This window comes from Sphingobacterium sp. HJSM2_6 (genome assembly GCF_049316305.1).
Taxonomy (GTDB): Bacteria; Bacteroidota; Bacteroidia; order Sphingobacteriales; family Sphingobacteriaceae; genus Sphingobacterium.
On sequence record NZ_JBMOXB010000002.1, the window covers coordinates 114,773 to 140,429 of the forward strand.

16 protein-coding genes are annotated in these 25,657 nt (G+C 35.5%); 4 read left to right on the forward strand and 12 right to left on the reverse strand.

The annotated features are described in order from the left end of the window. Positions 1-17: 17 nt before the first annotated feature. The 6 genes from ACFRAE_RS03105 to ACFRAE_RS03130 form a co-directional block, all read right to left on the reverse strand. The gene (locus tag ACFRAE_RS03105) at positions 18-1,715 is read right to left on the reverse strand and encodes a hypothetical protein (protein WP_422795650.1); all 1,698 of its coding nucleotides are present in this window, start codon (positions 1,713-1,715) and stop codon (positions 18-20) included. 85 nt (positions 1,716-1,800) lie between these two features. Next, positions 1,801-3,690, reverse strand: coding sequence for a RagB/SusD family nutrient uptake outer membrane protein (locus ACFRAE_RS03110; protein WP_422795651.1), 1,890 nt, complete (start codon positions 3,688-3,690; stop codon positions 1,801-1,803). A 19-nt stretch (positions 3,691-3,709) separates the two neighbouring features. Beyond that, positions 3,710-6,757 carry a SusC/RagA family TonB-linked outer membrane protein gene (locus tag ACFRAE_RS03115; RefSeq protein WP_422795652.1) on the reverse strand — a complete coding sequence of 1,016 codons (3,048 nt, stop codon included), beginning with the start codon at positions 6,755-6,757 and terminating at the stop codon, positions 3,710-3,712. Between the two features lie 17 nt (positions 6,758-6,774). Beyond that, positions 6,775-8,715, reverse strand: a complete 1,941-nt coding sequence (locus ACFRAE_RS03120; RefSeq protein WP_422795653.1) for a RagB/SusD family nutrient uptake outer membrane protein — start codon at positions 8,713-8,715, stop codon at positions 6,775-6,777. 24 nt (positions 8,716-8,739) lie between these two features. Then, the gene (locus tag ACFRAE_RS03125; RefSeq protein WP_422795654.1) at positions 8,740-11,946 is read right to left on the reverse strand and encodes a SusC/RagA family TonB-linked outer membrane protein; all 3,207 of its coding nucleotides are present in this window, start codon (positions 11,944-11,946) and stop codon (positions 8,740-8,742) included. A 37-nt stretch (positions 11,947-11,983) separates the two neighbouring features. Further along, positions 11,984-13,675 (reverse strand): GH39 family glycosyl hydrolase, encoded by a 1,692-nt coding sequence (locus ACFRAE_RS03130; protein WP_422795655.1) that lies wholly within the window; start codon positions 13,673-13,675, stop codon positions 11,984-11,986. Between the two features lie 582 nt (positions 13,676-14,257). On the opposite strand from ACFRAE_RS03130, the gene ACFRAE_RS03135 reads away from it, so the two are divergent. Next, positions 14,258-15,739, forward strand: a complete 1,482-nt coding sequence (locus tag ACFRAE_RS03135; RefSeq protein WP_422795656.1) for a DUF5687 family protein — start codon at positions 14,258-14,260, stop codon at positions 15,737-15,739. A gap of 26 nt (positions 15,740-15,765) precedes the next feature. Further along, positions 15,766-16,470, forward strand: coding sequence for an ABC transporter ATP-binding protein (locus ACFRAE_RS03140; protein WP_422795657.1), 705 nt, complete (start codon positions 15,766-15,768; stop codon positions 16,468-16,470). A 97-nt stretch (positions 16,471-16,567) separates the two neighbouring features. Here the strand turns inward: ACFRAE_RS03140 and ACFRAE_RS03145 are convergent, their stop codons facing one another. The 5 genes from ACFRAE_RS03145 to ACFRAE_RS03165 form a co-directional block, all read right to left on the reverse strand. Then, positions 16,568-17,755 carry a metallophosphoesterase family protein gene (locus tag ACFRAE_RS03145; protein WP_422795658.1) on the reverse strand — a complete coding sequence of 396 codons (1,188 nt, stop codon included), beginning with the start codon at positions 17,753-17,755 and terminating at the stop codon, positions 16,568-16,570. Between the two features lie 216 nt (positions 17,756-17,971). Beyond that, positions 17,972-18,997 (reverse strand): recombinase RecA, encoded by a 1,026-nt coding sequence (gene recA / locus ACFRAE_RS03150; RefSeq protein WP_422795659.1) that lies wholly within the window; start codon positions 18,995-18,997, stop codon positions 17,972-17,974. A gap of 138 nt (positions 18,998-19,135) precedes the next feature. After that, positions 19,136-19,801: an endonuclease III gene (nth, locus tag ACFRAE_RS03155; RefSeq protein ID WP_422795660.1), complete on the reverse strand. Its 666-nt coding sequence runs from the start codon at positions 19,799-19,801 to the stop codon at positions 19,136-19,138. Positions 19,802-19,903: 102 nt separating this feature from the next. Further along, on the reverse strand, positions 19,904-20,095 hold the full coding sequence (locus tag ACFRAE_RS03160; protein ID WP_422795661.1) for a hypothetical protein: 192 nt from the start codon (positions 20,093-20,095) through the stop codon (positions 19,904-19,906). Between the two features lie 68 nt (positions 20,096-20,163). After that, positions 20,164-21,786, reverse strand: a complete 1,623-nt coding sequence (locus ACFRAE_RS03165; protein WP_422795662.1) for a S8 family peptidase — start codon at positions 21,784-21,786, stop codon at positions 20,164-20,166. A gap of 125 nt (positions 21,787-21,911) precedes the next feature. On the opposite strand from ACFRAE_RS03165, the gene ACFRAE_RS03170 reads away from it, so the two are divergent. After that, positions 21,912-24,068, forward strand: a complete 2,157-nt coding sequence (locus ACFRAE_RS03170; RefSeq protein ID WP_422795663.1) for a S9 family peptidase — start codon at positions 21,912-21,914, stop codon at positions 24,066-24,068. A 120-nt stretch (positions 24,069-24,188) separates the two neighbouring features. Here ACFRAE_RS03170 and ACFRAE_RS03175 read toward each other — a convergent pair whose 3' ends face one another. Then, positions 24,189-24,380, reverse strand: a complete 192-nt coding sequence (locus ACFRAE_RS03175) for a hypothetical protein (RefSeq protein WP_422795664.1) — start codon at positions 24,378-24,380, stop codon at positions 24,189-24,191. Between the two features lie 559 nt (positions 24,381-24,939). Between ACFRAE_RS03175 and ACFRAE_RS03180 the strand changes: the two genes are divergently transcribed. Continuing rightward, positions 24,940-25,656: a GNAT family N-acetyltransferase gene (locus tag ACFRAE_RS03180; protein WP_422795665.1), complete on the forward strand. Its 717-nt coding sequence runs from the start codon at positions 24,940-24,942 to the stop codon at positions 25,654-25,656. Position 25,657: the final 1 nt, after the last annotated feature.

A 25,657-nucleotide genomic window follows, 5' to 3' on the forward strand; every position in this document is an offset into this window, starting at 1 on the left:
TTTAGATAGTTCAGCAGTTAATTAAAACGCTTCGTTTCAACTACCTGCGTTCCAGCCTCATTCCATAATTCCAGCGTCATATTACTTGACGATTTAATAAGTGCTACACAAGGGTTTGCTGACTGTTCCCATTCGTCCCATCTACGCTTAGTCATCAAGACTTTTGAACCTGAAGCAAATGAAACGGTAGACCCCATGTTGAAATTATTAACATTTAATCCCCTATAGTCTAAATAATTCAAGATATAGGCTGTTGGACCTCTAAAGAGAATTTCTTTGACATTTTGAGCTATTATTCTTCCTGGAGTTTTACCTGCAGTTACATTGATGATAAACTGCCCGTTGGTACCTGGTAATCCACTGATGTTATAAGTGTCAATATTGGAATTCCAATACACAACCTCCGCTAATCCTGTGTTTTTACGTAAATCTAATGTATTCGTTCCTAATTGAACTCCTGGTATTCCTAATAGCGGAATGGCTTGGAAAAACTCAATACCACTGAAACTTCCAATCGGTAAGTCATCTTTATTACGCATACCATCGCCCCACCAATCAGTACCACCAACTAAACGATTATTAATTGCTTTCTCAATTAACAAACTATCACCTTCCATCAGATCAGCATAGTGTGTTTTTAGAAGTTGTCTAAAATACCGGTCTTTAATATAGAATTTAGAAGGTTTATAAAATATAACTGTCCATTCTTGGATTTGACCATCGTCTGCTGTGATGGAATAAACGATTGGAGACGCAAAATTTGCGGCCGTTTGATCGCTTATTTGAGTAACGGCATTGACAGACACATTTTTCGCATATTTAGATATCGTAAAATTCGGCACTAAGGATAACGGATTTATACCGGTAGTCCAGTACGAGGCAACTCTAACGACATGACTAACCGTATCAACCTCCCCAATTAAATCAGCAAATAATGAAGGATTCTTAGCGGTACTAAAATTAAAGGTTAAGAAGTCATTTTCAGGATTTGGCTCACGCGTTCTAGCCAATACTTTCCAAGTTTCAGGATAGTCATCATCCATTGATACTTTATACTCCACTACTGTTGAAAAGTCTACGGTAGAGGTACCACTGGTTTGTGGAGCTCCATTTAACGTGATTTCTACATCATCAGGAATGACAAAACGTGGGATCAAACTAGATAGGTTGGTTCCCAGCGAGAATTCAACAATTATTGTTCTATTTGACGAGTCTATTTCGACCTCTGCATCAAAAGATAAGTTTGGATTATCTTCCTTTAAAATAGCAAAGCTGAAAATTGGTTTTTCTTTATAAAACTCAACAATATAATCCTTGGACTCATCATTATCCGCGACAACTGTGTACGTGGTAGGGTTTGAAAAATCAACTTCTGATTGCCCATTAAGTTGAATTTCTCCATGATGATACATGATCGAGCGATCAGATTTTTTGAATGAAGGTTTTAAACCATTCCAGCTTTTCGCATAATAAGGGGCTAAAACAATAATTTTATTATCTATAATCATCCCTTTAGCATCCTTATAAAAATTCAGATGTTGGATAGATTCATCGTCAGGATCTTGGTAAATCCCATTATTCTCTGATAAAATAGAAAATTCTAAAATATCATTTTTTCCATTATAGACGATATCATCAAATGCGTTCTCTTTACACCCGTAAAGAAGAGCTAATAATAAAGTCAATACACTAAATGATTTTAATATATGTGTCATGACACTTTTGATTTGATCAATTATTAATTGTTTTCCTTTAAACAAAAGGTTGGTTTTTTAATTAGCTATAATATAGATGATTTATTTACCAGCCTTGATTCTGCCAGTTTTCTCCAGTTAATCTATTCACCTTTTGAACTTCATCATAGGGTATAGGAAACATCAGGTATTTATTACTATGGCTCATCCGCTCCCGAAGAGGTTTACGTGTATTTACAGTTTGATTGCTGTTTATTTCAATACCACTCAAAATCTTTTCGGTTTCTGATAACGAACCATCTGGAGTTTGCCATCTTCTGACATCAAAAAATCGTTTTCCTTCAAATGCTAATTCTACTCTACGCTCATTCTTATATCGTAATTCGAATGTTGCTTGGTCAGCGACCTCTGTGGCAGCTACGGCAGGCATGCCTCGCGTTGAGCGAAGTTTATTCAAGGCATCAAGTGCATTTTTTTCTGGTACTGCTGAATTGGTTAAGGATCCAGTTGGTCCATATACATTATTTAATGCTTCTACATAGTTTAAATACAGATTTGATAAACGATAAAAACGAAAATATCCATCTAAATTATTACTAACAGTTGATTCAGGATTGCTGTATTTTTTCAAATAATAACCTGTTCTGGTATTGCGAATATTGCTAGGGTCAGCACTAATCTGATGACTTCCACCTAGGAAGGTGTTAACCGTCATTCCCCCACGATTAGAACCATTGTAATAAATGGTAGCATAAAAACGAGGGTCTCTATTTAAATACATGCGGTTACCATTATCCACATAGCCTAATTCTAATGCCTTAGGATTAAAATTTGGCACATGCGAATCTGCTATATAAGGATTAGCAAGATTTAATATGGGCTGTGCCTGAACACCATTGGTGATTTCATAGGAATCAACAAGTTCTTGGGTAGGACAAGAGCCAGCACTTAATTGACCAGATACTGGGACTCCACTGAATTGCCAAACCTTTGTACGTACGCGTTGGATATCGTTATCATTGTTTAAGACAATATGAATTGTTTCTTTGTCTATAGTTCCGGTGAAATCTGGGGCTGTTAGAAAGTAATTAACTAAATTATTTGCTGTAGCATTAATATCAGCACCAGCAAAGTTTTGTAGTGCATACCCATTTTCTAGGCATTGTTCAAGGGCTTCATTGGTTACTGCTAAAGCTCTATCCCAGGTATATTTTTCGGTCCCAGCATGGTTATCCACCCAAAGTGGACTGGCCGCAAAAGTTACCGCCTCAGATTTAATCATCCAAGCAATAGCAGCAGTCATATCCATCCGACTAAGACCAGCGCCATAAATCCAAGGTAATAAAGGTTGAGCTTTTTGACTACCTAACTCTAAACCCTTATTACAATCACTCAAGATCTGATCTACATTTTGAGCGAAAGAGGCTTTGCGATAATTTGAAAAATCAAAAGTGATCTCCAATCGTTCATTGACAATAGGTACGCCGCCATATCTTTTAATAAGTTCTAAGTAATTAAACGCTCTAATAATATAACACTGGGCTAGGTAGTAATTACGGTATCCATCATCAAATTGAGCAATGGAAATATTATAATTTGGATCTTCCAAATAGCTAATAACCGTATTACACCGTCTTATGGCAGCATAGAAATTATTCCAATTCAATAATTCGTTATTAAAACCGAAAGACTCTTGCGTATTCTTTCCATCATACCACATACTGATTTTCGAGTTAGGCTCGAAATTACGTGCATCCACAGCTTCATCGCTAAAAGAAGCTAACATTGTTTTATTATTATCGTAGAGAAAACCACCTTCAGACCCATTGGTGCCCATGTACCAGTAGATATGCCCTAAATAATTTTGCAACATATTTTTTGAACGAAATACATCGTCCAAATTTATTCGATCATCTTTTGGCGCATCCATTAATTTACTACAACTAAAGGAAAGCGAGACCAGAAACAATACACCTATTTTATAGTACTTTTTCATATCAGATTATTATAGCATTTTAAAAAAACAGATTTACACCAAGACTAAATTGACGATAGGGTTGAAATTTGAAAAAATTTGCCACCTGTGCATCAACGTATTTAGACTTCATATAATCTATTGAAAAGAGATTTCTCCCGGTAAGGGTAAGATGCAGATTATTTGCATTGATTTTATTGGTCAAATTTTCTGGAAGTTTATAGGTTAGGGCTACATTTCTCAGGGTCACAAAAGAGGCATTATTCAAAAAGAAATCACTTGACTGATTACTCGTTGCATTTTGAATATATAGAGCTGGATAGGAAATGTTTTCACCAGCTTGATGTCTTTCAGCGGTCCAAGCATTTTGATGAATATCGGTGAAAATTCCATCGAGATAATTGGGTTGCGCAATCATCATTTTTTGAGCGCCACTATTTGCAATAAATAGAAAGTTAAGTTCAAATGACTTATAGGTCATACCCCCATTTAAAGAATAATAATACTCAGGTATTCCTTGACCTAAATAATCCATATCCTTTTGGTTAATCTCCCCATCATTATTCAAGTCTTTATAAATTAGATCACCCATTCTAGGGGTTCCAATTCCTCCCAACTCATACATGTTACCATAACGTGCTAATTCCTCTTGATTATTGATAAATCCATTACCATTGGAATAATCAACAATATATCCAAACACAGTTGATGCGCCATAACCATCTCTTCTAAACGGTTGATAATAGCCTGCATTAGCAATTTCACCGGAATAAACCACCTTATTTTTGGAGTACGAAATACCTGCACCTAGCCATAAAGAAACATCTTGATTAAGCGCTTTTTTGTATGATGCCTGTAACTCCCATCCTTTATTGTTCATGATACCTTGATTGACTGCAGATAGTGCGCTAGTACCCATGAAATTTGGATAAAGGTTGCGTGAATCAATAAGCATGTTATTGTTATTCATATTAAAGTAATCAAAGGATAATGAGAAGGCATTAAATAGCCCCACATCTATCCCATAGTTTTGATTTTTTACTCTTTCTGCACTGATATTGGGATTACCTAAAAGATTTTCTGCACCTCCTGTAGATAAATGATCTAGATATAGAAAACGTTGATTACCAATTTGATCATTCGCAGCGATACCGTATGATCCTCTAATCTTCAGATTGGAGAAGTAACTTGCGTTTTCCATAAACTCTTCATTTGACAATACCCATCCTGCAGAAATGGCTGGTATCCAGGTATATCTTGATCCAGGGGCAAATTGGTCTGATCCAGCATAACTTAAATCGAACTTGGCAAAATACGTTTTCTTATAATCATATTGCAGCTCTAAACCAGATGTATGACGGTTGTAAGGCATTACTGCTACCCCCGTATTACCACTTGCCAAGACTTGTTTCAGATAAAATGTGTATACTTTTGAAAGAATACTATGATCACCAAAAGACTTTTGATAATTGACATTCGCAAAATAATTTAGATTATAGGCAAAGTAGCCTGAGTTGTTATTTGATAATGCTGTATTCCTGTGTATGGGAAAGATATCAGAAAACATAGGGTTTACGACATACCCATTCGACAAATTGCGCACTTTTCTAAAGTAATCTTGATTATTTCTCTGCAACTGTGCTGCTGTACCTTGAAAAGCTAATGATCCAGTTATAGAAAGACCATCGGTTAGAAATCCAAGATCTAATTTAAGACCTGCATGAGCTAAAAAGTTAGTAGAAGTACGTGTATTATAACCTGAACGATTTAAAACACCATATACAGGATATTCTTCTTTGTCAGTGGTCGTGACATCACCCAATCCGTTACCCTCAGTCGTAGGTCCGTAAATTGTTGGTGGTAAATTTTGCAATCTGCTATAGATGAGGTTGCTATTTTCAACACCATTATCTCCGGGTACATTAGATAATTTATACCTATTTACGTTGGCCGATAACGAAGTAAATCCACTTAAATTTTTACTAAGATTAAAATCCAAATTAGTCCTAGCATTGAATAAACTCAAATCAGGTTGTGAATTATATGCATTTACATCTTTATCAGTCCAAAATTGAGAGCCTTGATGACCATAAGCTAGATGTGAATAATATCGAATTCGCTCGGATCCTCCCGAAACATCCATTCCAACTTGTTGCATTTGGACAAGTTCTTTAAGATGCATTCCAACCCAATCATTATTAGGGTAATAACCTTCACCGGTTTTAAATCCGTCCAACTCTTCCTGTGTATACTGAGAAAACAATCCTGCAGATGGATTATCATTATAGGCTGCCTGATTTCTCATTGTAGCGTAATCCACCGAATTATAATACATAGGCCGTTTGGTCATTTGCTGGAACGAATGGTTATAGAAGAAACGTGATTTCAACTGCCCCATATGTCCACGTTTTGTCGCAATCACGAGCACGCCATTGGAACCTTGAATTCCATATATCGCTGTAGTGGAAGCGTCTTTAAGTAAGGTGATACTTTCAATTTCTTCAGGTCTTAGCCATTTATAATCATCCGTTGGACAAACAACGCCATCAATGACGATTAACATATTTCTAGTACCTAGGGTTGCTATTCCTCTAGATACAAGCCCAACGGTTGGTTCGAATAAATTATTATTTTCCTCGAAATAATTTAAACCCAACAAATTACCAGATAAAGCCTGTGTAATATTTGTTGTACGTTGATGAGCAAGCACTTCCCCAGTAACAGTGGAAACTGATCCTGAAATGGAATTTCGAGATTGTGTGGTATATCCCAATTGAATAATATCATCGCTACCATGTGCATCAGCATACATCGTGATACTTAAAGGTTTCTCATCATGGTTTGATAGGCTGATCGATTTATACCCATTAAGGGAGAACGTTACTTCCGTATGATCTGTTTCAACTTCCAACTCAAAGTTTCCTTGTGTATCTGTTAGGGTATAAAATACAGCGTTGCCCACTTTTACACCTTCGAGAGGTTGTGAAAACTCATTAACCACTAGTCCCTTTATAGTTTTAGCATGAACACCAGCTACACAAAAAATTAAGCAGCATAGTATCAAATATTTTATATTTATATATTTCATGTCTCTTCGTTCTTACGTTAGTTCCAGCCTGGATTTTGCCAATTTTGGCCAGTCTGATTCTGCATTAATGTTACATCTTCTCTCGAGATAGGCAGAAATAAATATTTGTTTTGCCAGCCACCATTTCGAGTTGGACCTGAGTTCTTCTTATTAATATGTATACGTTTGAAAGTTAGATTGTCTGAATCATCTTTTATCACCTCCATACCAGAAAGATACATATCTGTAGCACTTAAATCACCTTCAGGTTTTGACCATCTACGGACATCAAAAAATCTACATTCTTCAAAGGCTAATTCTACTTTTCTTTCATTTCTTAGGTATAATCTTAGGCTATTTTCATCATTCACAACAGCACTTGAAAGTCCAGGCATACCTACTCTTGCCCTGATTTGATTGATTTGACCTGCGGCCTCATTTTGTAAGGTTAGATCTCCGCCTTTCGCAAGGGCATATTCAGTTGCTGTCTCTGCAAAATTTAATTTTAATTCTGCCAGCCTAAAATATTTCCATGCTGGATCTTTGGTTTGATTTCTATCGGATGCACCTGGTGTCCAAAATTTACGTGCATAATAGCCAGTTTTGGTGTTTTTATAGGAACTTCCTCCAAATACAATTTCATGTTTACCTCCAACTCGAGACTCGATTTCAAAATCATTTTCTCCATACCAAGACACCTTATCGCCATTTCTTAAGACCGTAGCATAGAGTCTAGGATCTCTTTGAGCTGCATAAGGATTTGAATCATTATATCCTATAGCTACAGCTGCAGGATTTAAATTGGGTCTTAAATGTCCCGATTGACCATTGACATAAGGGTTTGCTAAGTCTAATAATGGTTCAGCTTTGACAATATTATTCCCATTATATTCAACTACTTCAAAGGCATCTACCAATTCCTGTGTTGGCCAATAGGCTGTATACATCGCAGCATTTGGCGAAATTCCCGGAGGGCCATTTAAATCCCAACTTCTGATTGGATTGCTGTTGTTTTGCCAAATCGTTTCCTTATCTACCCCAGGAGCATCATAACTGGAATTAATTTGATGAAATGCCGCAGCTTTTCCGAATGAATTATAGATACTTCTTGTATGTGTTGTAAAAAGTGCAAATCCATTTCCTTCTAATGCAATGATCGCTTCTTTATTTACATCATATGCCTTCTTCCAACGTTGAATGCGTTCTTCTTTTGCAACTCCATTACTGTGTAAGTCACTGGCAGCAAATAAATACATCTTAGACATTAAAGCCCATGCTAATGCTTTGTTGACTCTCAATTCTTCCCCTGCAGTATGCGAGGTTTGATTGGCAACAAATTGATTTCTAAATGGAAAATCGGTATTACTCGCTTTAATAGCCTCACGACAATCGGCTTCAATAGCTTCTGCTACCTCCCAAGGCGTATTTCTAACGGCTTTAGAATAATCATGATCAAGTGCATAGAGGTCCAAATTATTTAGCGGTACGCCACCATACCATTTCAAAAGTTCCGATAAATAGAATGCTCTTAATACATAGACTTCCGCTTTCCATCTTCTTCTAAGCGCAGGTTCTACGACTAAAGCATTGTCTATACCGGCTAAAAATTGTGTACAAAGACGAATTTGTGCAAAGTAATTAGACCAGTAACGCTGCATATTCGCCATAGAGCCATTCAAAAAAGGATGGTTGACGTCGGTCACTGCATTATTATAATAATTTGACAATGCTTCTTCAGCAGCATAAGACCATGATTCATCACTGGTTGCTGTGGGATAATTGGTCCAGCCTTGATAATATAGCGATTTGCCCGGTAAATAACCGTAGCATGAATTTAAAAGTGCACCTACTCGATCACTGTCAGAGAATATATCCTCTAAATCAATTCTTCCATCTGGTGATTTGTCCAATGTATCTTTACATGAGCAAATAACTATAGCGAAGATTAAGAAAAACAGCTTTATTAATTTCATTTTCATAATTATATTTTTACTATTTTTTCCCTAAAAATTAACACTTAAATTAAAGGTCATAATACGTGATAAAGGATAGGAATACACAGAATTTTGCTCTGGGTCAATATCGGTTGATTTAAGTCTGTTAAAGGTGAACATGTTTTGACCGCTAAAAGAAACTCGAGCGTTTTGAATTCCTAAGGTTTGAACATAAGAATTAGGAAGTGTATAACCCAGTTCAATCAGTTTCAATCTTAAATAACTTCTATCTTGAATGAAATAATCATTATTATGCCTCGAAGCATTTGCTGGGGACATATGTAATGCGGGATGTAAAATTTCTTGGTTATTTAAATAACGTTCTTCTGTCCAAGCTCTACGGTGAACCCCGTTGTAATAGCCGGCGAAACCATCTGGAGCCTCGTTAATAAACATTTCATTTCCATAGGATGCCTGTGTAATGCCCTGTAATTGGAAAGAAAAATCAAAAGCTTTGTATTGTGTACTAATAAAAGTAGAAAAACTTATTCTCGGAATATAACTCCATCCAATTGGAACTTGGTCTGCTTCAGTAATTTTTCCATCTTCATTCAAATCCTGGTATACAAAATCACCTTTAGTTGGAGAGCCAACGGTGCCATTTTCGTACATTACTTTATATTTAGTTAACTCATCATCTGTGTTGATGTATCCATTACCGTTGCTATAATCAATCTTATATCCCCAGTTTTGACGATAACGATAACCTTCACTGCGATTACGATGTAAAAAATCTTCTGCTCTCTTCTGCTCTGAAGAGTTTATTACTTCATTGTCATTGAAAGAAAGATTTGCGGTTGCATTTATACTAAAATCTTCGTTAAATACTTTTTTGTACCCTAGCACAGCTTCATAACCCCAATTTTTCATCTCTCCAATGTTGAGTAATGGCAACTGCGTTATCCCTTGGAAGGAAGGAATATTATTATTTATAATTAGTATTCCTTTTCTATAATTATTGAAATAATCAAAATTGAAATAGAAACCATTATTTAATTCAAGGTCTATACCAATATTTCGTTTCAATTCTGTTTCCCAAGATAGATTCGGATTACCTACCAAATTAAAATTTACTCTATTTCCTAGTCCAAAAGAATTAAACAAACCTCCACCAGAGATGGAGATATTATCTAGGTATAAAAAGCGAGCACTTGAACGTGGGTTAGCGCCTAATTTGTCATTTCCTACTTTACCGTAAGAACCTCTCAATTTCAGCATTTTAATCTGCTCAACATCCTTTAAAAAGCTTTCATTGGAAATTACCCAACCTAATGAATATGCTGGGAAAAAGCCAAATCTACGTGTTGGACTAAACTGTTCTGAACCATTATATCCAACATTTATCTCTGCTAAATATTTATTATCATATGCATAGGTAGCACGGCCAGCTACGCCCAACATGTTAAATGTTAGTGCATGCTCACCCGAGGATTGATAAATCCAACTATCTCGTTGTGCTAAAAATAAACCTCCAAAACTATGAACATCATTGAAAGTGCGATTGTAATTAATCTGATACTGCATATTTACCTTATAATCAGAAAGGTAGTTTCGTGAAAGATTTACAATGTTTGCGATTTGATTACCGGAATCTGCAGGCTCTGACCAAAAATAAGTTTCATCTTTACGATCATGTACTATGTAACGATGATCACCAGAACTTCTGCCCATAAGTGTAGAAACCCCGAAAACATCAAATGCCACTAATCCTTTGGTAGAAAGACCTGGAGTAATAGCGCTCAAATCCCAGTTTAGACCCAATGAGCTGTTAAAGTTTGCGGTAGTTTGTTTCGAATATCCATTTGCATTCATTAATTCCCAAAAATTAAATCCTCCTTGTGGATATAAAGGAATTCCTGCTGGAACATCTTCTCCAAAATTGTTTTTATATCCTGCAACGGTTACAGGACCCACATCTACAGGTCTAGTTTTTCGAACAAAATCTAATAGCCTACCAGCGACACTGTTGAAATCTATACCAGTTAAACCTCCAGCTAATGGAGAGTTTGCTTCACTAATATCTGATCCTAAATCTAAATTAGCATTTAACCCTTTTGCCAATTTATAGTCCAAGTTCAACCGTAAATTATACCTGTTCAACTTAAATGATGGATCGTAACCTCTACTTGAATGATCAATATCTTGCTTAAATGAACTACCTTGATTAAGAAATCCAGCACTCACATAATATTGTAATGAATTAGTTCCTCCACTCGTATTCATTGTAACTTGCGATTGTGGGGAGAACTTTTTGAAAATTTCATCCATAATGTTGCGGTTCGGATAAAATGGATTACCACCATTTTTGAATTTCATGATGTCAACATCATCAAACTCTGGTAATTTGCTGTCATTTCTTAATGCTTCATTTCGTAAATGCGCAAATTCCCAAGAATTCACTTGGTCGCGATGATATAATGGTGTTTGTAAACTATGCTTTGCCATAATATCAAAATCCATTTTACCTTCTTTACCTCTTCTTGTAGTTATTAAAATAACACCATTTGCACCACGTACGCCAAAAACTGCTGTAGCGGATGCATCTTTAAGAATTGAAATGGTTTCAATATCAGAAGGGTTCAGGGAACTAATATTAGTTCTTGGGATACCATCAATTAATATTAATGGTTGAGTACCTCCACCAAATGTAGATACACCTCGAATATACATTTCTACATCATCTCTACCGGGTTGTCCACTAGTTTGCATCGTTGTTAAACCTGGAAGACGTCCAGCAAGTGATGCTGCTAAATTTGGGGCAGAACTCTGTAATACTTCCTTTCTACTGACTGATGCGACAGCGCCTACTACAGATACTTTCTTTTGCGTACCATATGCGACAGCGACAACTTCTTCTAAGGAGGTAACCGATTCTGTTATTGTAATTAACAGGGTTGTTTGGTTAGTATATGTTACTTGCTGTGTTTCGTAACCTATAGCGGTAACGATTAATTTTTCATTTTTTGCAGTTTGAATGGCAAATTCACCTTTAGCATCTGTCATTACTTTCTTGCTCGTCCCCTCTATGGAGATTGTAGCTCCAGACACTGGCTTTCCAAATTGATCAATAACTCGACCAGGAACTTCCATTTGCGACGTCTGTGTATTCCCTTGAAATACTACACCTACTAATAATATAAGAAGTAAGACATGTTTTTTTACCACTGAACGTACACGAGCTTTCCCTATCGATTTTAAAGTATACGATCTTTTCATTTTCGAATCATTTTAGGTCAATATTTATTAGTATGATTTATTGCGTTATTTCTATATTTTCAATTTCATATAATACTACAGCATGGTGCTCCAATGGAAATTCCAGGCTTAACGAATTATTTTCAATTTTTCCTGTTTTTGTTGTAGATTTTAATTTAGACAAATCGCTATATGCCGATTCTTTTGACCTCCAAAACGCTAAATCAGCTGATGACTTTATTTGCTGTGGTATATTGGTGGAATAGTAAGACCAATGAAATGAATCGGATGTCATTCCTTGTGATTGCATATCGGAATGCCAAGTAGGCCAGAAATTACCATTATTATCATCTACTAGCCATTCTTTAATCGTAATTGATGAATTTGAAGATTTAATTTTGTCAATACTTAACTTTATTTTTTCTGAAGTAGTGGATTCCATATCCAAATTATGATTATATACTAAAACATATAGTTTTTTAGCCGCGGCATCATAAGTAGACATTCCATCAATGATGTTAGAAAAATTGGATGGTTTGCCTTGAATTTTGAAATCCAATTGTTTATTACCTACTAATTTGTAGCAAAGATTCGCAACGTGCGCACCTACCAAATCAACACTTCCCCATACATCTTCTGAATTCAATCCCCAGTTTGAAATCCAATCAGCACCAATATTATTCATGAATTTGAACATTGCCGCATCTGCTGATGCCTGAAAGGAATGTGCTACAACGCGAGAAGCAAGAGGTTTGGCATCTGGACCGTCAAGTATACGTCCTTCGTCAATACCATATCTTAAATTGGTTAATCCGCTTGCTGTTGCTTTATTTTTCAATAAACCAATGGTGTTTTCTAAGCTCAAATTTACTCCCACTGGAACCCCTGGTATTTGATCGTAGTACGAAGCTGCTAGAAAGTTGACTTGTGTTCCAACTTGCCCGGTTTTATAATTTACCCCAGTAGCACAATGCGCAATAAACTCTTCCTCATTCCACAGGCCTGGATTACAAGTCATACTATGCGCACCTACCACCAGATTGGATACACCTATGGCATCTTGTAAAGCTGCTACCGTGAAATCATATAGTTTAAAAAAGGCTTCTTTAGTTTCTAATTTGTTTTCTGATTCAAACCAATCCGCATTTTCATATTCGGTTAAAACTCCCCAACTCCATGTTTTGACTTCGTTGATACCAAATTCACTAACTAAATCTTTGGCTAGGGCATTTATATAGACATAATATTGATTGTAATCATCAGGAGGCCTAACATTTACACCAAAGCCACCAATCTTAGGAGTCGTGGAAAATTTTAAAGGAACTGCTCCAGTTTTTATCATAGGTTTAAGTCCTTGTCTAATCACATTTCTTAATCCCTTTTTTAAGGGTTCAAAATTATAATCGTCCAAAACACTTCTATCTGTTGGATCAAGAAACAAATCTCGATTTGCTTCCCCACCAGTTGCGGTCATAAACTGAACAGTTTTAACAAAAGGATACTTGGTTTTAAAATAATCATCCGGCATTGATTCAGCGGCGGTGGTCCAATAGGTTTTGAAGTCCCACATATTCATATCCGAATAAATATTTTTTACAACTGTTGTTGAGATGCTAGGATCAATTTTGATCTGAATCTCTAATGATTTCTCATTATCAGAACCATTGTTCGGAAATACCTTTTCACAGCTAGGCAATAACCCAACAATGACAGCTAATAAATTAAACATAGTAATTTTATTGAAATTCATAATTAAGTAGGTTTAGTGGTATCTCTCGTCTTAGTAATAAGTATAGCTAATTATTACAAAGTCGATCTATCATTTCTAATTGCAAATATTCAAATACAGAAAAGATTTGTTTAAAATAATACCATTATTATTAAACTCAGCATCATTTCGCATATTTATTTTAAATGCGTTATAAAAATATTGATATACCATTGAAAAGTTGTAACACTCATGCATCAAAAGTGTCATACAATGGAATCATATCTTACTGTAAGAGTCAAATAATTGTGTTTATGATAAAGCTTCAATTGATTTAGCCATACAGGAGTGGGGGTTTTGATAAGTACAGAAATGCTGCTGTTTTGATTCAATAAATTGTCTACATTGGAAAATTACAATTGGTTAAACCTCCTGAATACTAGTTGAAGATTTATTTTGTTTTTTATCGATGACCTTTAGATGGTATTTCTTTATGGTAGAATTTTTTGTTTTTACACTTAAAAACTATGGTTAAAAAACCATTAAAATTCATTATATTGGTGATGATCTTCGAGGTTAATTTTAGGAGGTTGAGATTTTCGAAAACTATTAATTGACGTATTTATGATAAAAGAATTATTGACCTTAGAATGGAAAGCTTTTTTTCGATCAGCTAGTCTAGGGAAAAATATTGCTGTTAAGGTGTTTTTGGGAATAATGGCTATTTATTTTTTATCTATATTTCTTTTAGTTGGAATAGGTTTGTACAGTAGCCTACAAAACTATTTCCCTGATACAGAGCCTATTTATATCGTTAATAAATTTCTATTGTACTGGTTGCTTGTAGAGCTGGTTTTTAGGTTTATTGTTCAGAATATCCCAATAATAAATGTGAAACCTTTACTCGTACAACAAATTAGCAGGTCTAAAATTGTGCATTATGTTCTAGTAAAAAGCTGCTTTTCTTTCTATAATAGTATCATTTTGTTTATGGGAATTCCATTTATATGGATTTCCATTTCGAAAAACAGTTTAACACCTTTTCAGTTTTTTTCTTGGTTGATTGCTTTATTCTTTAGTGTACTTTTCATTCAGTTTTTAAGTTTTATTGTTCAACGGTGGTTTGCCAGTAACTTAAAAGCGATGATTATTTTTCTATTTGTAATTGCTGGAATTTACTTATTGGAGTACTTGGACGTATTCTCTTTGGCTACATTAACCGGCAGGTTTTTTGATTCCGTGTTATTATATCCTTGGCTAGCCCTTGTTCCAATATTCTTGAGTTTTATGGTATACTCGGTGAACCATAAACAAATTTTGGCTTATTTCTACGTGGATGCTTATTTAAAAGAAAAGCATACAGATTATAAAGCGAGTGACTTGACTTGGACCAACCGATTTGGTGCTTTGGCTCCATTTTTACAATTAGATCTTAAATTAATTTGGAGGAACAAGCGTTCGAAGTCAACTATATATTTAGGATTATTGTTTTTATTATATGGATTGATATTTTATCCGAATGAAACTTATCAGCAATCTACCATCCTCGTTTTTGTAGGAATATTTATTACAGGTATTTTCATGATTAATTTTGGACAATTTATTCCAGCTTGGGATAGTACTTATTATTCGATGTTGATGGTTCAAAATATTCCTATGCGTTTATATTTAGAAGCCAAAGTCTTATTAATGGTCATGTCTATCTGCATACTGACTATCTTGAGTTCTGCTTATGTTTATTTTGGATGGAATATTTTTTTAATCAATATCTCTTGTGCTCTTTATAATTTGGGAGTGAATATTCCAATAATCTTATTCTTTGGTTCCTATAATAAGAAACGTATTGATTTGAATGCTTCTTCGATGATGAATTATCAAGGAATGGGCATAGCCCAATGGATTGTAGGTATTCCAATTTTATTAATTCCAATGATCATTTGGGGAGTTACGAAGATGTTCACGGATGAAATGGTAGCAAGCAGTGTTTTAGGTATATTGGGGATTGTCGGATTGGTCTTGAGAAAGCCTATTATGGCAGCTGTGACGGATCAATACCTGTATAAAAAACATAAAACTATTGCAGGATTTAAAGAAGTTCAAAGTTAATAGGTACAATTATTAAAAAGTAGAAAATGATCAATATCAATCAAATTGTTAAGGCCTACCATGGACAGGTTGTTTTAAATATCCCTGCTTTGCATATCCCACGTGGAGAAAGTGTAGGTTTAGTAGGGAATAATGGTGCGGGAAAAACAACCTTGTTTAGTCTTTTACTTGATCTTATCGTTCCGGATTCAGGAGAAATAAAAATAGATGGGCAAGTGGTTTTTTCCAATGATTCATGGAAGAAAATAACAACTTCATTTTTGGATGAATCTTTTTTAATTAGCTATTTGACGGCGGAAGAATATTTTTATTTTATTGGTAAGCTAAGGGAAGTCAATGAGTCTGAAGTGGATCGGTTGTTGGAAATGTACAAGGACTTTTTTAATGATGAGGTCTTGGGGAAGAAAAAATACTTACGCGATTTATCAAAGGGAAATCAAAAAAAAGTTGGGATTATTTCTACATTAATCGGAGATCCCCAATTGATTATATTGGATGAACCATTTGCTAATTTAGATCCCAGTACGCAATTTCGATTAAAAAGTATTATAAAAGAGCTTGCAAGTACCAGAGAAAAAACCATTGTAGTTTCTAGTCATGATTTATCGCATACAGTGGACATTTCCGACCGTATACTTGTTTTGCAAAAAGGAGTCTTAATTCAAGATATTCAAACATCAGCAGAGACCTTAGTGGAGTTGGAAGCTTTTTTTAATCAATTAGACGCATAACTTTAGCATTAATATTGTAATGCTAAGGTTATGCGGGTGTTCGGATTATTGGTTTATATCGTTTTTATAATTTGATGATGTTTTCCAAATTTTGGAATTATGCTTTAGTGAAGCTTTGTATAAGTGTTCCGTTTTCGTGATTTAGGGAAACTTTCAATTGCTTACCTTCTGCGGAGACTTCGATGTATGTCCGTTCACCTACTTTAGGGCCTGCTCCAATAATGACATGATAATTGTGTTCCTGGTCTGGAGGATAAAAACCATGTTTATGCGTATGACCTGAAATCACAGCATCTACTTTATTATGCTGAATGAGCTCGTGAAAGCAAGCCTTGTTATGAATGGTACCGTGCCAGTCATCAGAATGGTGAAATGGAATATGGGTAACGATAATGGTATGCTTGGCTGATTTCCTTTCTTTGGATTTTAATATTTTTTCTAACCATAGCTTTTGTTCTAATCGGTAATTGTCGTAATCTATCGTTCCAGCATATACCTCATGACTATCTGGTTTATCTTCTCCACTATCCAATACGATCCAAAAGATTGGACCCATTTTAAAGGCTTGGTAAAATTTCTGATCCTTGAAATCGAAGTATTTTTTAAATTCTCTAGCAAAACTTCCTCGAGTCTCATGATTACCACGAACCAAAACAAACGGGGTCTCAGTAGCGAATGTCTGCCCAACAGGAAGCAACAGTTTATCGACTAAGTCTTTACTATTGCTTACATAATGGAAGGAATCGCCATTTAAGAATACCAAATCTTTGCGCGGTAATTTACTCTGATTGTATAATGTCGCATAACTTTGAGCATTTTCATGAATATCATTCAGAATTAAACAATGAATTTGATCTTGCTGCGCTTGTGCTAATTTTGTAGTGGTGATTTTGGAAGTGATTGTTTTCCCATACTCAATTTTGTAGGCTTCGAATTTGAGTATTTCCTTAGCGACTACTCTATACCGAAAATTAGGTTCTGTATGGACAACGCGGAATTTAAATAAATCTGTATTCGCGTTTCGCATTCCATCCTCCACTTGATAAATGGTTTTTAGCACTTGATTCTGTTCATTTAATAATTCAACCCATGCAAGGCAAGGTTTATTGAAAAGACACAAGACGCTAGTTTGTCCTGCTGATACTTGTTGTAAATAGGCTGGACATAGAAAGTCAAATGGGACATCTTGTTGAATTGGCTTTTGTTGAGCATTCAATACAGCACTGCTGCTCGTTAAGCCTAATAGTCCAATGCCTTTTAAAAAATTACGCCTGTTGAAACTCATATGCTCGATGATAATTAGGTTAAATATTCTTTTAAAATTAGGATTTATTCTAGGAATAAGAACGAAGCAAGTGTAACAAGATTATTGAATTCGTGGAGGTTCTATTGAATTCTTATGGCCAAAAAGTAGTAAAATAGAAAAGGGTATCCTTTCGAATACCCTTTTCAAAGCATATACTCCTATTTTTATGAAACCTAGGGAGTATGTTGTGTATTTTTAACCTTCTTGACCAGAAGCAACTTGGTCTATGTTTTCACCCGTTACTTCAGCGCGGATTTTATGTTCTAATTCATCCATTAAATCTGGATTGTCAGCTAATAAGGATTTCACAGCATCACGACCTTGTCCTAATTTCGTATCGCCATAACTAAACCATGAACCTGATTTTTTAATGATGTTATATTCTACTCCTAAATCAATGATTTCACCGACTTTGGAAATGCCTTCACCAAACATAATGTCAAATTCTGCAATACGGAATGGAGGTGCAACTTTATTTTTCACGATTTTTACTTTTACGCGATTACCCGCAACTTCATCAGCATCTTTAATTTGTGATGTTCTACGAATATCTAAGCGTACAGATGCGTAAAATTTAAGTGCATTACCACCCGTTGTTGTCTCCGGATTACCAAACATAACACCGATTTTTTCACGTAATTGATTAATGAAAATACAACAGCAGTTTGTTTTGGAAATAGTACCTGTAAGTTTACGTAAGGCTTGAGACATTAATCTTGCTTGTAAGCCCATTTTGGAATCACCCATTTCACCTTCAATCTCACCTTTTGGAACTAATGCCGCTACAGAGTCAATAACGATTACGTCGATCGCTCCTGAACGAATTAAATTGTCAGCAATTTCTAATCCTTGCTCTCCATTATCAGGTTGAGATATAAGTAAATTTTCAATATCAACACCTAATTTTTGAGCATAATATTTATCAAAAGCATGTTCCGCATCAATAATTGCAGCAATACCGCCTTTTTTCTGTGCTTCTGCAACGATGTGGGTTGCTAATGTAGTTTTTCCAGAAGATTCTGGTCCATATATTTCGATAATACGTCCTTTGGGAACACCACCGATTCCTAATGCGATATCTAAGCCTAAAGAACCTGTAGAAATAGATTCAATGGGTTCAACAGCGGAATCCCCCAATTTCATAATCGTACCTTTTCCGTAAGATTTTTCTAATTTATCTAGGGTAAGCTGTAATGCTTTAAGTTTGTCTGCGTTACTCATATTTTTAGTATATTGTTGTCAAAAGTAAGATATAATATTGTTAATTACAAATTTTATGCTAAAAAAATTAGTTAATTATAATTTCCTATTCAAGATACTTTTTATAAAGTATCTTTTAATCATTTAAATAATAAATTTTTATGAATCTATGGGGATTGGAACTGCTTTTTTGGTTTTTTCAAAATACTTACAAAAATGCGTGATGGGACATATGTCGCATTTGGGTTTCCGCGCTAGACAGATGTATCGCCCGTGTAAAATTAACCAATGATGTGCAACAGCTATGCTATCTTTTGGAAGATGTTTTACTAATTGTTTTTCTGAAGCCAATGGTGTTTTTGCTTGATTAGTTAGTCCCAATCGATTACTTACACGGAATACGTGAGTGTCAACAGCCATGGCAGGATTATGGAACACAACGGAGGAGATGACATTTGCAGTTTTGCGACCAACTCCAGGAAGTTTTACCAGTTCTTCTATCTTTTCTGGCACCTCAGATTGAAACTGCTCAATCAACATATGAGACATGCCGTATAGATGCTTGGCTTTGTTATTTGGATAACTCACGGATCGGATATACGAGAATATTTCTTCAACGGAACTAGCTGCCAAATCTTCGACTGTAGGAAATCGTTGGAATAATGCAGGAGTGATTTGATTAATTCGTTTATCAGTACACTGCGCAGATAGGATAACGGCAACTAGTAATTCATATGGATTACTGTAATTTAATTCCGTTTGAGCTTCTGGATTGTGCGTAGAAAAGTATTCTATAAATGCCTTGTATCGATCTTTTATGAGCATACGGCAAAGATAAGTAATAAAAATAAGGTAGGGAATTAATCTGCTAGGGGATAACGGATAGGTATAAAATGTACGAATCCACCCTATTTGAGTGGATTCGTATTATAAGTTACGTAAGTTCTTCGAGTAGTTGAGTATATTAGCTATTGTTTTATCTTCTGGATTTTTTTCGAGTTGTGATATACAACTTTTAATTTTATCTTCAAATGTCACTTCAACTTTTTCCTCTTTTGTCATTTCTGACGGTAGACTTTCGTAATTTACTTCCTTTGTTTTAGTAGAATTTTCAACCATAAGCAGCGTTTGTTTTTATTAACTAAACGCAAGATACTTAGGATTATTGTGAAAAATTTAACATTTTTTTACTTTTTATTGGAAAGTAATTTATCGGCCTCTGTAATGGCTTTATAAGCGTTCACAATTCCTCCCGAAACACTGATTTCGTCGAGGTAAACTTTCTTATTTCCATTTTCACCTTTAACTTTTACTTTTTGATCCACTTTTGTCACACTTTTTAATATTATCTGTTTTACTTCGACAGCAGTTAGATTTGGATAATAAGACCTAAGTAAGGCTGCCAATCCAGCAACAACAGGGGAGGCCATACTTGTTCCGTCTTGTTCTTTGTATTTGGATTCAGGCATCGTCGAATTTATTTTTACACCTGGTGCAAATACATCGACACTGCGATAGCCATAATTGGAAAATTCGGCTAATAAATCTCCATCAAGTTTCCAAGCAGTAGCTCCAACAGTAATCCAATTTTTTGCTTCGCCTACGACAGCATCCAAGCTATCTGTAAAGTATTTTGTAGGGTAATTCTTAACTATATCATTATTGCTGGCATCATTTCCTGCAGCGTGCACAAGCAGCACATCTTTTGATTCGGCATATTTTATAGCCTCATCCACTGTTTTTTTGTTATAAACGTAGCCTTTACCAAAACTCATGTTGATAATTTTAGCTCCATTGTCAACGGCATAACGAATCGCGTTGGCAACATCTTTATCACGCTCATCACCATTAGGCACCACACGAACAGACATTATTTTTACCTGGTCAGCAATCCCATTAATTCCAATACCGTTGTTCCGTTTGCCAGCAATGATACCAGCAACATGCGTACCGTGGCCTGCATCTGGTCCTTTTACATCAGGATTGCCATAATAACGTTCTGAGGCATCTTCGTAATTATCGCCAATAATATTTCTAGGGTCAAATTTCTGATTTAAGTTATAATCTACTTGGTCATTAAAATGAGTGGCTCCATCTTTTATGTCTTCGTAAAATTTCAGGAATGTTCCTGTATCCATTTCTTTTTTGGCAATGCGGATCGCTGACTTTTGCCGCGCTGTAGCGTCATTGAATTGATCTAAATCGGCTACTGTAATATCCTTAGGTTCTTTACCGATAGCTTTAATAATTCCATCTAACTCTTCCTTCAAGCGATTGTAAGTCATTTTGCCCATATTGCCTTCATCCACTTTGGAAGTGTAAAAAGTAATCATCTTTTGATAGGCTACAAATTCTCTTCGTTCAGCTTCTGTAAGTGGGGTAGTTGGTAATACGGAACCGTATTTGGGTTCGTAAATACGAATTAATCGAGTTACTTCTAAATTGTCTTGATTAACATTTTCACCTTTTGCGTTACCTAAAAAATTCCAACCATAGATATCGTCAATGTATCCATTCCCATCATCATCTTTTCCATTATTAGGGATTTCTTTCGGATTGGTCCATAATACGTCTTTTAAATCTTCATGCTGAACATCTACACCACCATCCAGTACCGCCACAATCACTGGAGTCGCTTTTCTGCCTTTTAAGAGTTCGTATGCTTTTTCCGTACTTATGCCCATGGTCGCATCTTTTTGGAAATCTAGATTGTACCAATTTGCTGGGGGAGTATCTTTATTTTGTGAAAAACCTAAGCTAGGCAATACGCCTAGTGCCAGATAACAAAGAATTTTATTTGTTTTTAACATATTAGCAAAGATTATAATTTGTCAAAGTTACTGTTTTCAACTACACTGAATTGTTAATTAATCTAAAATGAAGATATTTTCTGCTAAATTTAACCTGAAAAATTATCTATTTTAAAATTAAGCATATGAATCGGAAAATTAGTATAGGTTTAATCGTACTACTTAGCATATCTGCTTGTAAACAAAATAATACGATGAAAAATGAAGTGGTAGCTTGGCCAGATGCAAGCACTCCTATAGCGAAAATAAAAAACCATGAACGTGTTATACATGGTGATACGGTAAATGATCCTTACTATTGGATGATCGACTATTTTAAAAAAGGGGCAGATTCCGCTGATGTGGTTAAGTATCTGGAGGCGGAAAATGAATATACCGCGATCATGATGAAAGACACAGAGCCCTTTCAAGAGACACTTTTTCAAGAGATGAAGGGTAGAATCAAGGAAAAGGATGAAAGTGTTCCTTATTTGAAAAACGGCTATTATTATTACAATCGTACCGAGGAAGGTAAGCAATATTATAAAGTTTGTCGCAAGAAAGGAAGTCTTGATGCTGCTGAAGAAGTGCTTTTGGATGTAGATCAACTCGCGCAAGGGCATGCATATTATGCTTTAGGAGGATTCTCTGTTAGTCCTGATAATAAGTTATTAGCGTATGGGGTAGATACAGTATCCAGAAGGGAATATGTTTTACAGATTAAGAATTTAGAAACTGGCGAACTATTAACAGATCGTATTGCAAGAACCTCAGGCGGGGCAGTGTGGGCTTCGGATAATCAAACGATATTTTATACTTCTAAAAATCCAGTCACTTTATTAAGTGAGAAAATCAAGAGGCATCGTTTAGGCACTAAGGAAACTGATGATGCTGTGGTATATGAAGAAAAAGATAATACCAATTACATCGGTGTAGATAAATCCAAAAACGGAGAATATATTTTTATTTATTCAGGGGGTACACTTAGTTCAGAGACGCGGTATTTGAAAGCTGATAATCCTACGGGCTCTTTTCAAGTATTTCAACCCAGAATGAAAGAGGTGTTGTATTCTGTTGTTGCTTTAGCCGATCGCTTTCTTATTGTGACAAATGATCAGGCTCAAAATTTTAAAGTAATGGAATCTCCATTGGATAAAACGACCAAAGAAAATTGGAAAGAATACATTGCTCATCGTCCAGATGTACTGATTGAAGGCGTAGATGAATTCGAAAAATTCTTGGTCATTTCGGAAAGGAAAGCCGGATTAACGAATCTTGCAATACGGAATTTAAGTGATCAAAGCCAACACTATATGGAATTTGACGAGGCTGCATATACAGTATATGCGAGTGCTAATCCCGAATACCACAGTGAGGTCTTAAGGTATGGCTATACTTCTTTAGTAACTCCTTCTTCTACTTTTGACTATAATATGGTCAGTAAGGAAAAGACTCTTATGAAACAACAAGAGGTATTAGGAGGCTATGATTTGAAAAAATATACAACAGAACGTATTATGGCAAAAGCGAAAGACGGAACTTTAGTGCCTATCTCGCTAGTTTATAAAAATGGAATAACTAAGGATGGTTCTGCTCCATTATTATTGTATGCTTATGGCTCTTATGGTAGTTCGATGGATCCAAGTTTTAGTTCTTCGAGAATTAGCTTGCTAGATCGTGGATTTATTTTTGCCATTGCGCATATACGTGGAGGAGAGGAAATGGGAAGACAATGGTATGAAGATGGAAAAATGATGAAGAAAATCAACACGTTTACTGATTTTATCGATTGTGGCCAATTTCTGATTGATCAAAAATATACAAGTCCAGCACACTTATATGCGCAAGGTGGCAGTGCAGGTGGTTTATTGATGGGGGCTGTGATTAATATGGCACCTACTTTATGGAATGGGGTAATCGCTCAAGTGCCATTTGTGGATGTCGTAAATACCATGTTGGATGAATCTATTCCATTGACAACCAATGAATATGATGAATGGGGAAATCCCAATAATAAGGAAGCTTATGAATATATGAAATCGTATTCTCCTTATGAGAATATCGAGGCGAAAGAATATCCAAATCTCTTGGTGACAACAGGTCTTCATGATTCGCAAGTGCAATATTTCGAGCCTGCAAAATGGGTGGCTAAATTAAGAGCTACCAAAATTGGAAAACAAGTGATCTTGTTGAAAACAGATATGGATTATGGACATGGAGGTGCTTCTGGTAGATTTGATTATTTAAAAGATGTAGCGTTAACCTATGCCTTCTTATTTAAGTTGGAAGGAATACAGCCCTAATTTCTAGTGGTCACCATATAAAAAAAGGCATTCGGTATCGAATGCCTTTTTTTTATATTCTAATGAAGAAATATACGGCTTTATAAAGAAGGTGCCAAATAGTACTTAGGGATAATCAACCTAGTTTGTTGGGCTACTTTCGTTTAAACTTTCTTTTTCTAATTCACGAGCATCAATTTGATGTTGTTTGTAATTTTCTATGGCCATTTTACTTGCCCTTTGAGATACGACTATCCCTAGAATAGCGATAACCGTGACTACAATAATGCCCCATACATACTTTTTCTTGTCTTGTTTAATCAACCAGTACATAAAATAGATATATGGAATTACAAAAAGGGTATAAAATATAATACTCGGACCTACCATGTTTTTAACTTTAATTTCCGCAAAATTAAGGATTTATTTAAGTAATCCACCATAGGATCGCTCCTCGAAGAAAATCTTACAAAATAATGAATAATTTTAAACGTTGTAATAAATAGGAAGTCTAATTGAAAGGTTTACAATTACAGATGACTTGGATTGGTTATTAATTAAAAAAACTACATTAATATTGTATAAAAGAAAAAAATATTTGATTACTTTTGCGCAGTCTAATCCAAGAGGTAAAAACTAGATATTAAATGAATTGTAATAAGGTATATATCACATCATTGGGGCAAGCTTTACATAGGCTTGTGGAGATGGTATGGACGGCCTTAAAAACGTTTAATTGTCCGGTTCTACGATTCCGACGACCTATTCTGCCTCGAGCTTGATAACGAGGCAGGCAAGCTTTCCAAAAAATGGTTCATCTAGCTCGATGAACGATATTAAAAATTAAATAATTCAAATACTTCGGTATTCATTTTTTAGGTCGACACAATTAATGACACTTTCAGATTTTATAATTATTCCAGCCGCTGCAGATCACATTCACTATGCGGAGGACATCTGCAATGAAATGTTTGAATCCGCAAAAGCTCGTGGGACGGGTATTGCGCGCAGAAAACCAGAATATGTTGCGCGTAAGATGGAAGAAGGTAAGGCGGTAATCGCTTTGCACAAAGACGGTACTTGGGCCGGATTTTGTTATATTGAAACTTGGAGTCATGGGGATTACGTGGCCAATTCAGGCCTTATTGTAAATCCTGTTTTTCGTAAGGTAGGTCTTGCTAAGGCAATTAAAAAACGAGTGTTTGAATTGTCTAGAGAGAAATATCCGAAAGCAAAAATTTTCGGATTAACTACTGGTTTAGCGGTGATGAAAATAAATTCTGATTTGGGATACGAACCTGTTACCTATTCGGAATTAACCCAAGATGAAGAATTTTGGAAAGGTTGTCAATCTTGTGTGAATTATGATATTCTAATGTCCAAAGAACGCAAGAATTGTATGTGTACAGCGATGCTTTGGGATCCCGTAGAGAAAGAACGGGAATTGAAAGAAAAAATTCAACGAAGAGCAGAAGCAAAGGAGCGCTTAGATCGTATTTCTAAGAAACAATCGTTATTGAAAAGGATAGAGGCTAAATTGTGGAAATCGAGTAAAAAGTTCGTTTCTGCGATTATTCCTGTGGGTACTAGACCCGCAAAAGGTTTTTAAT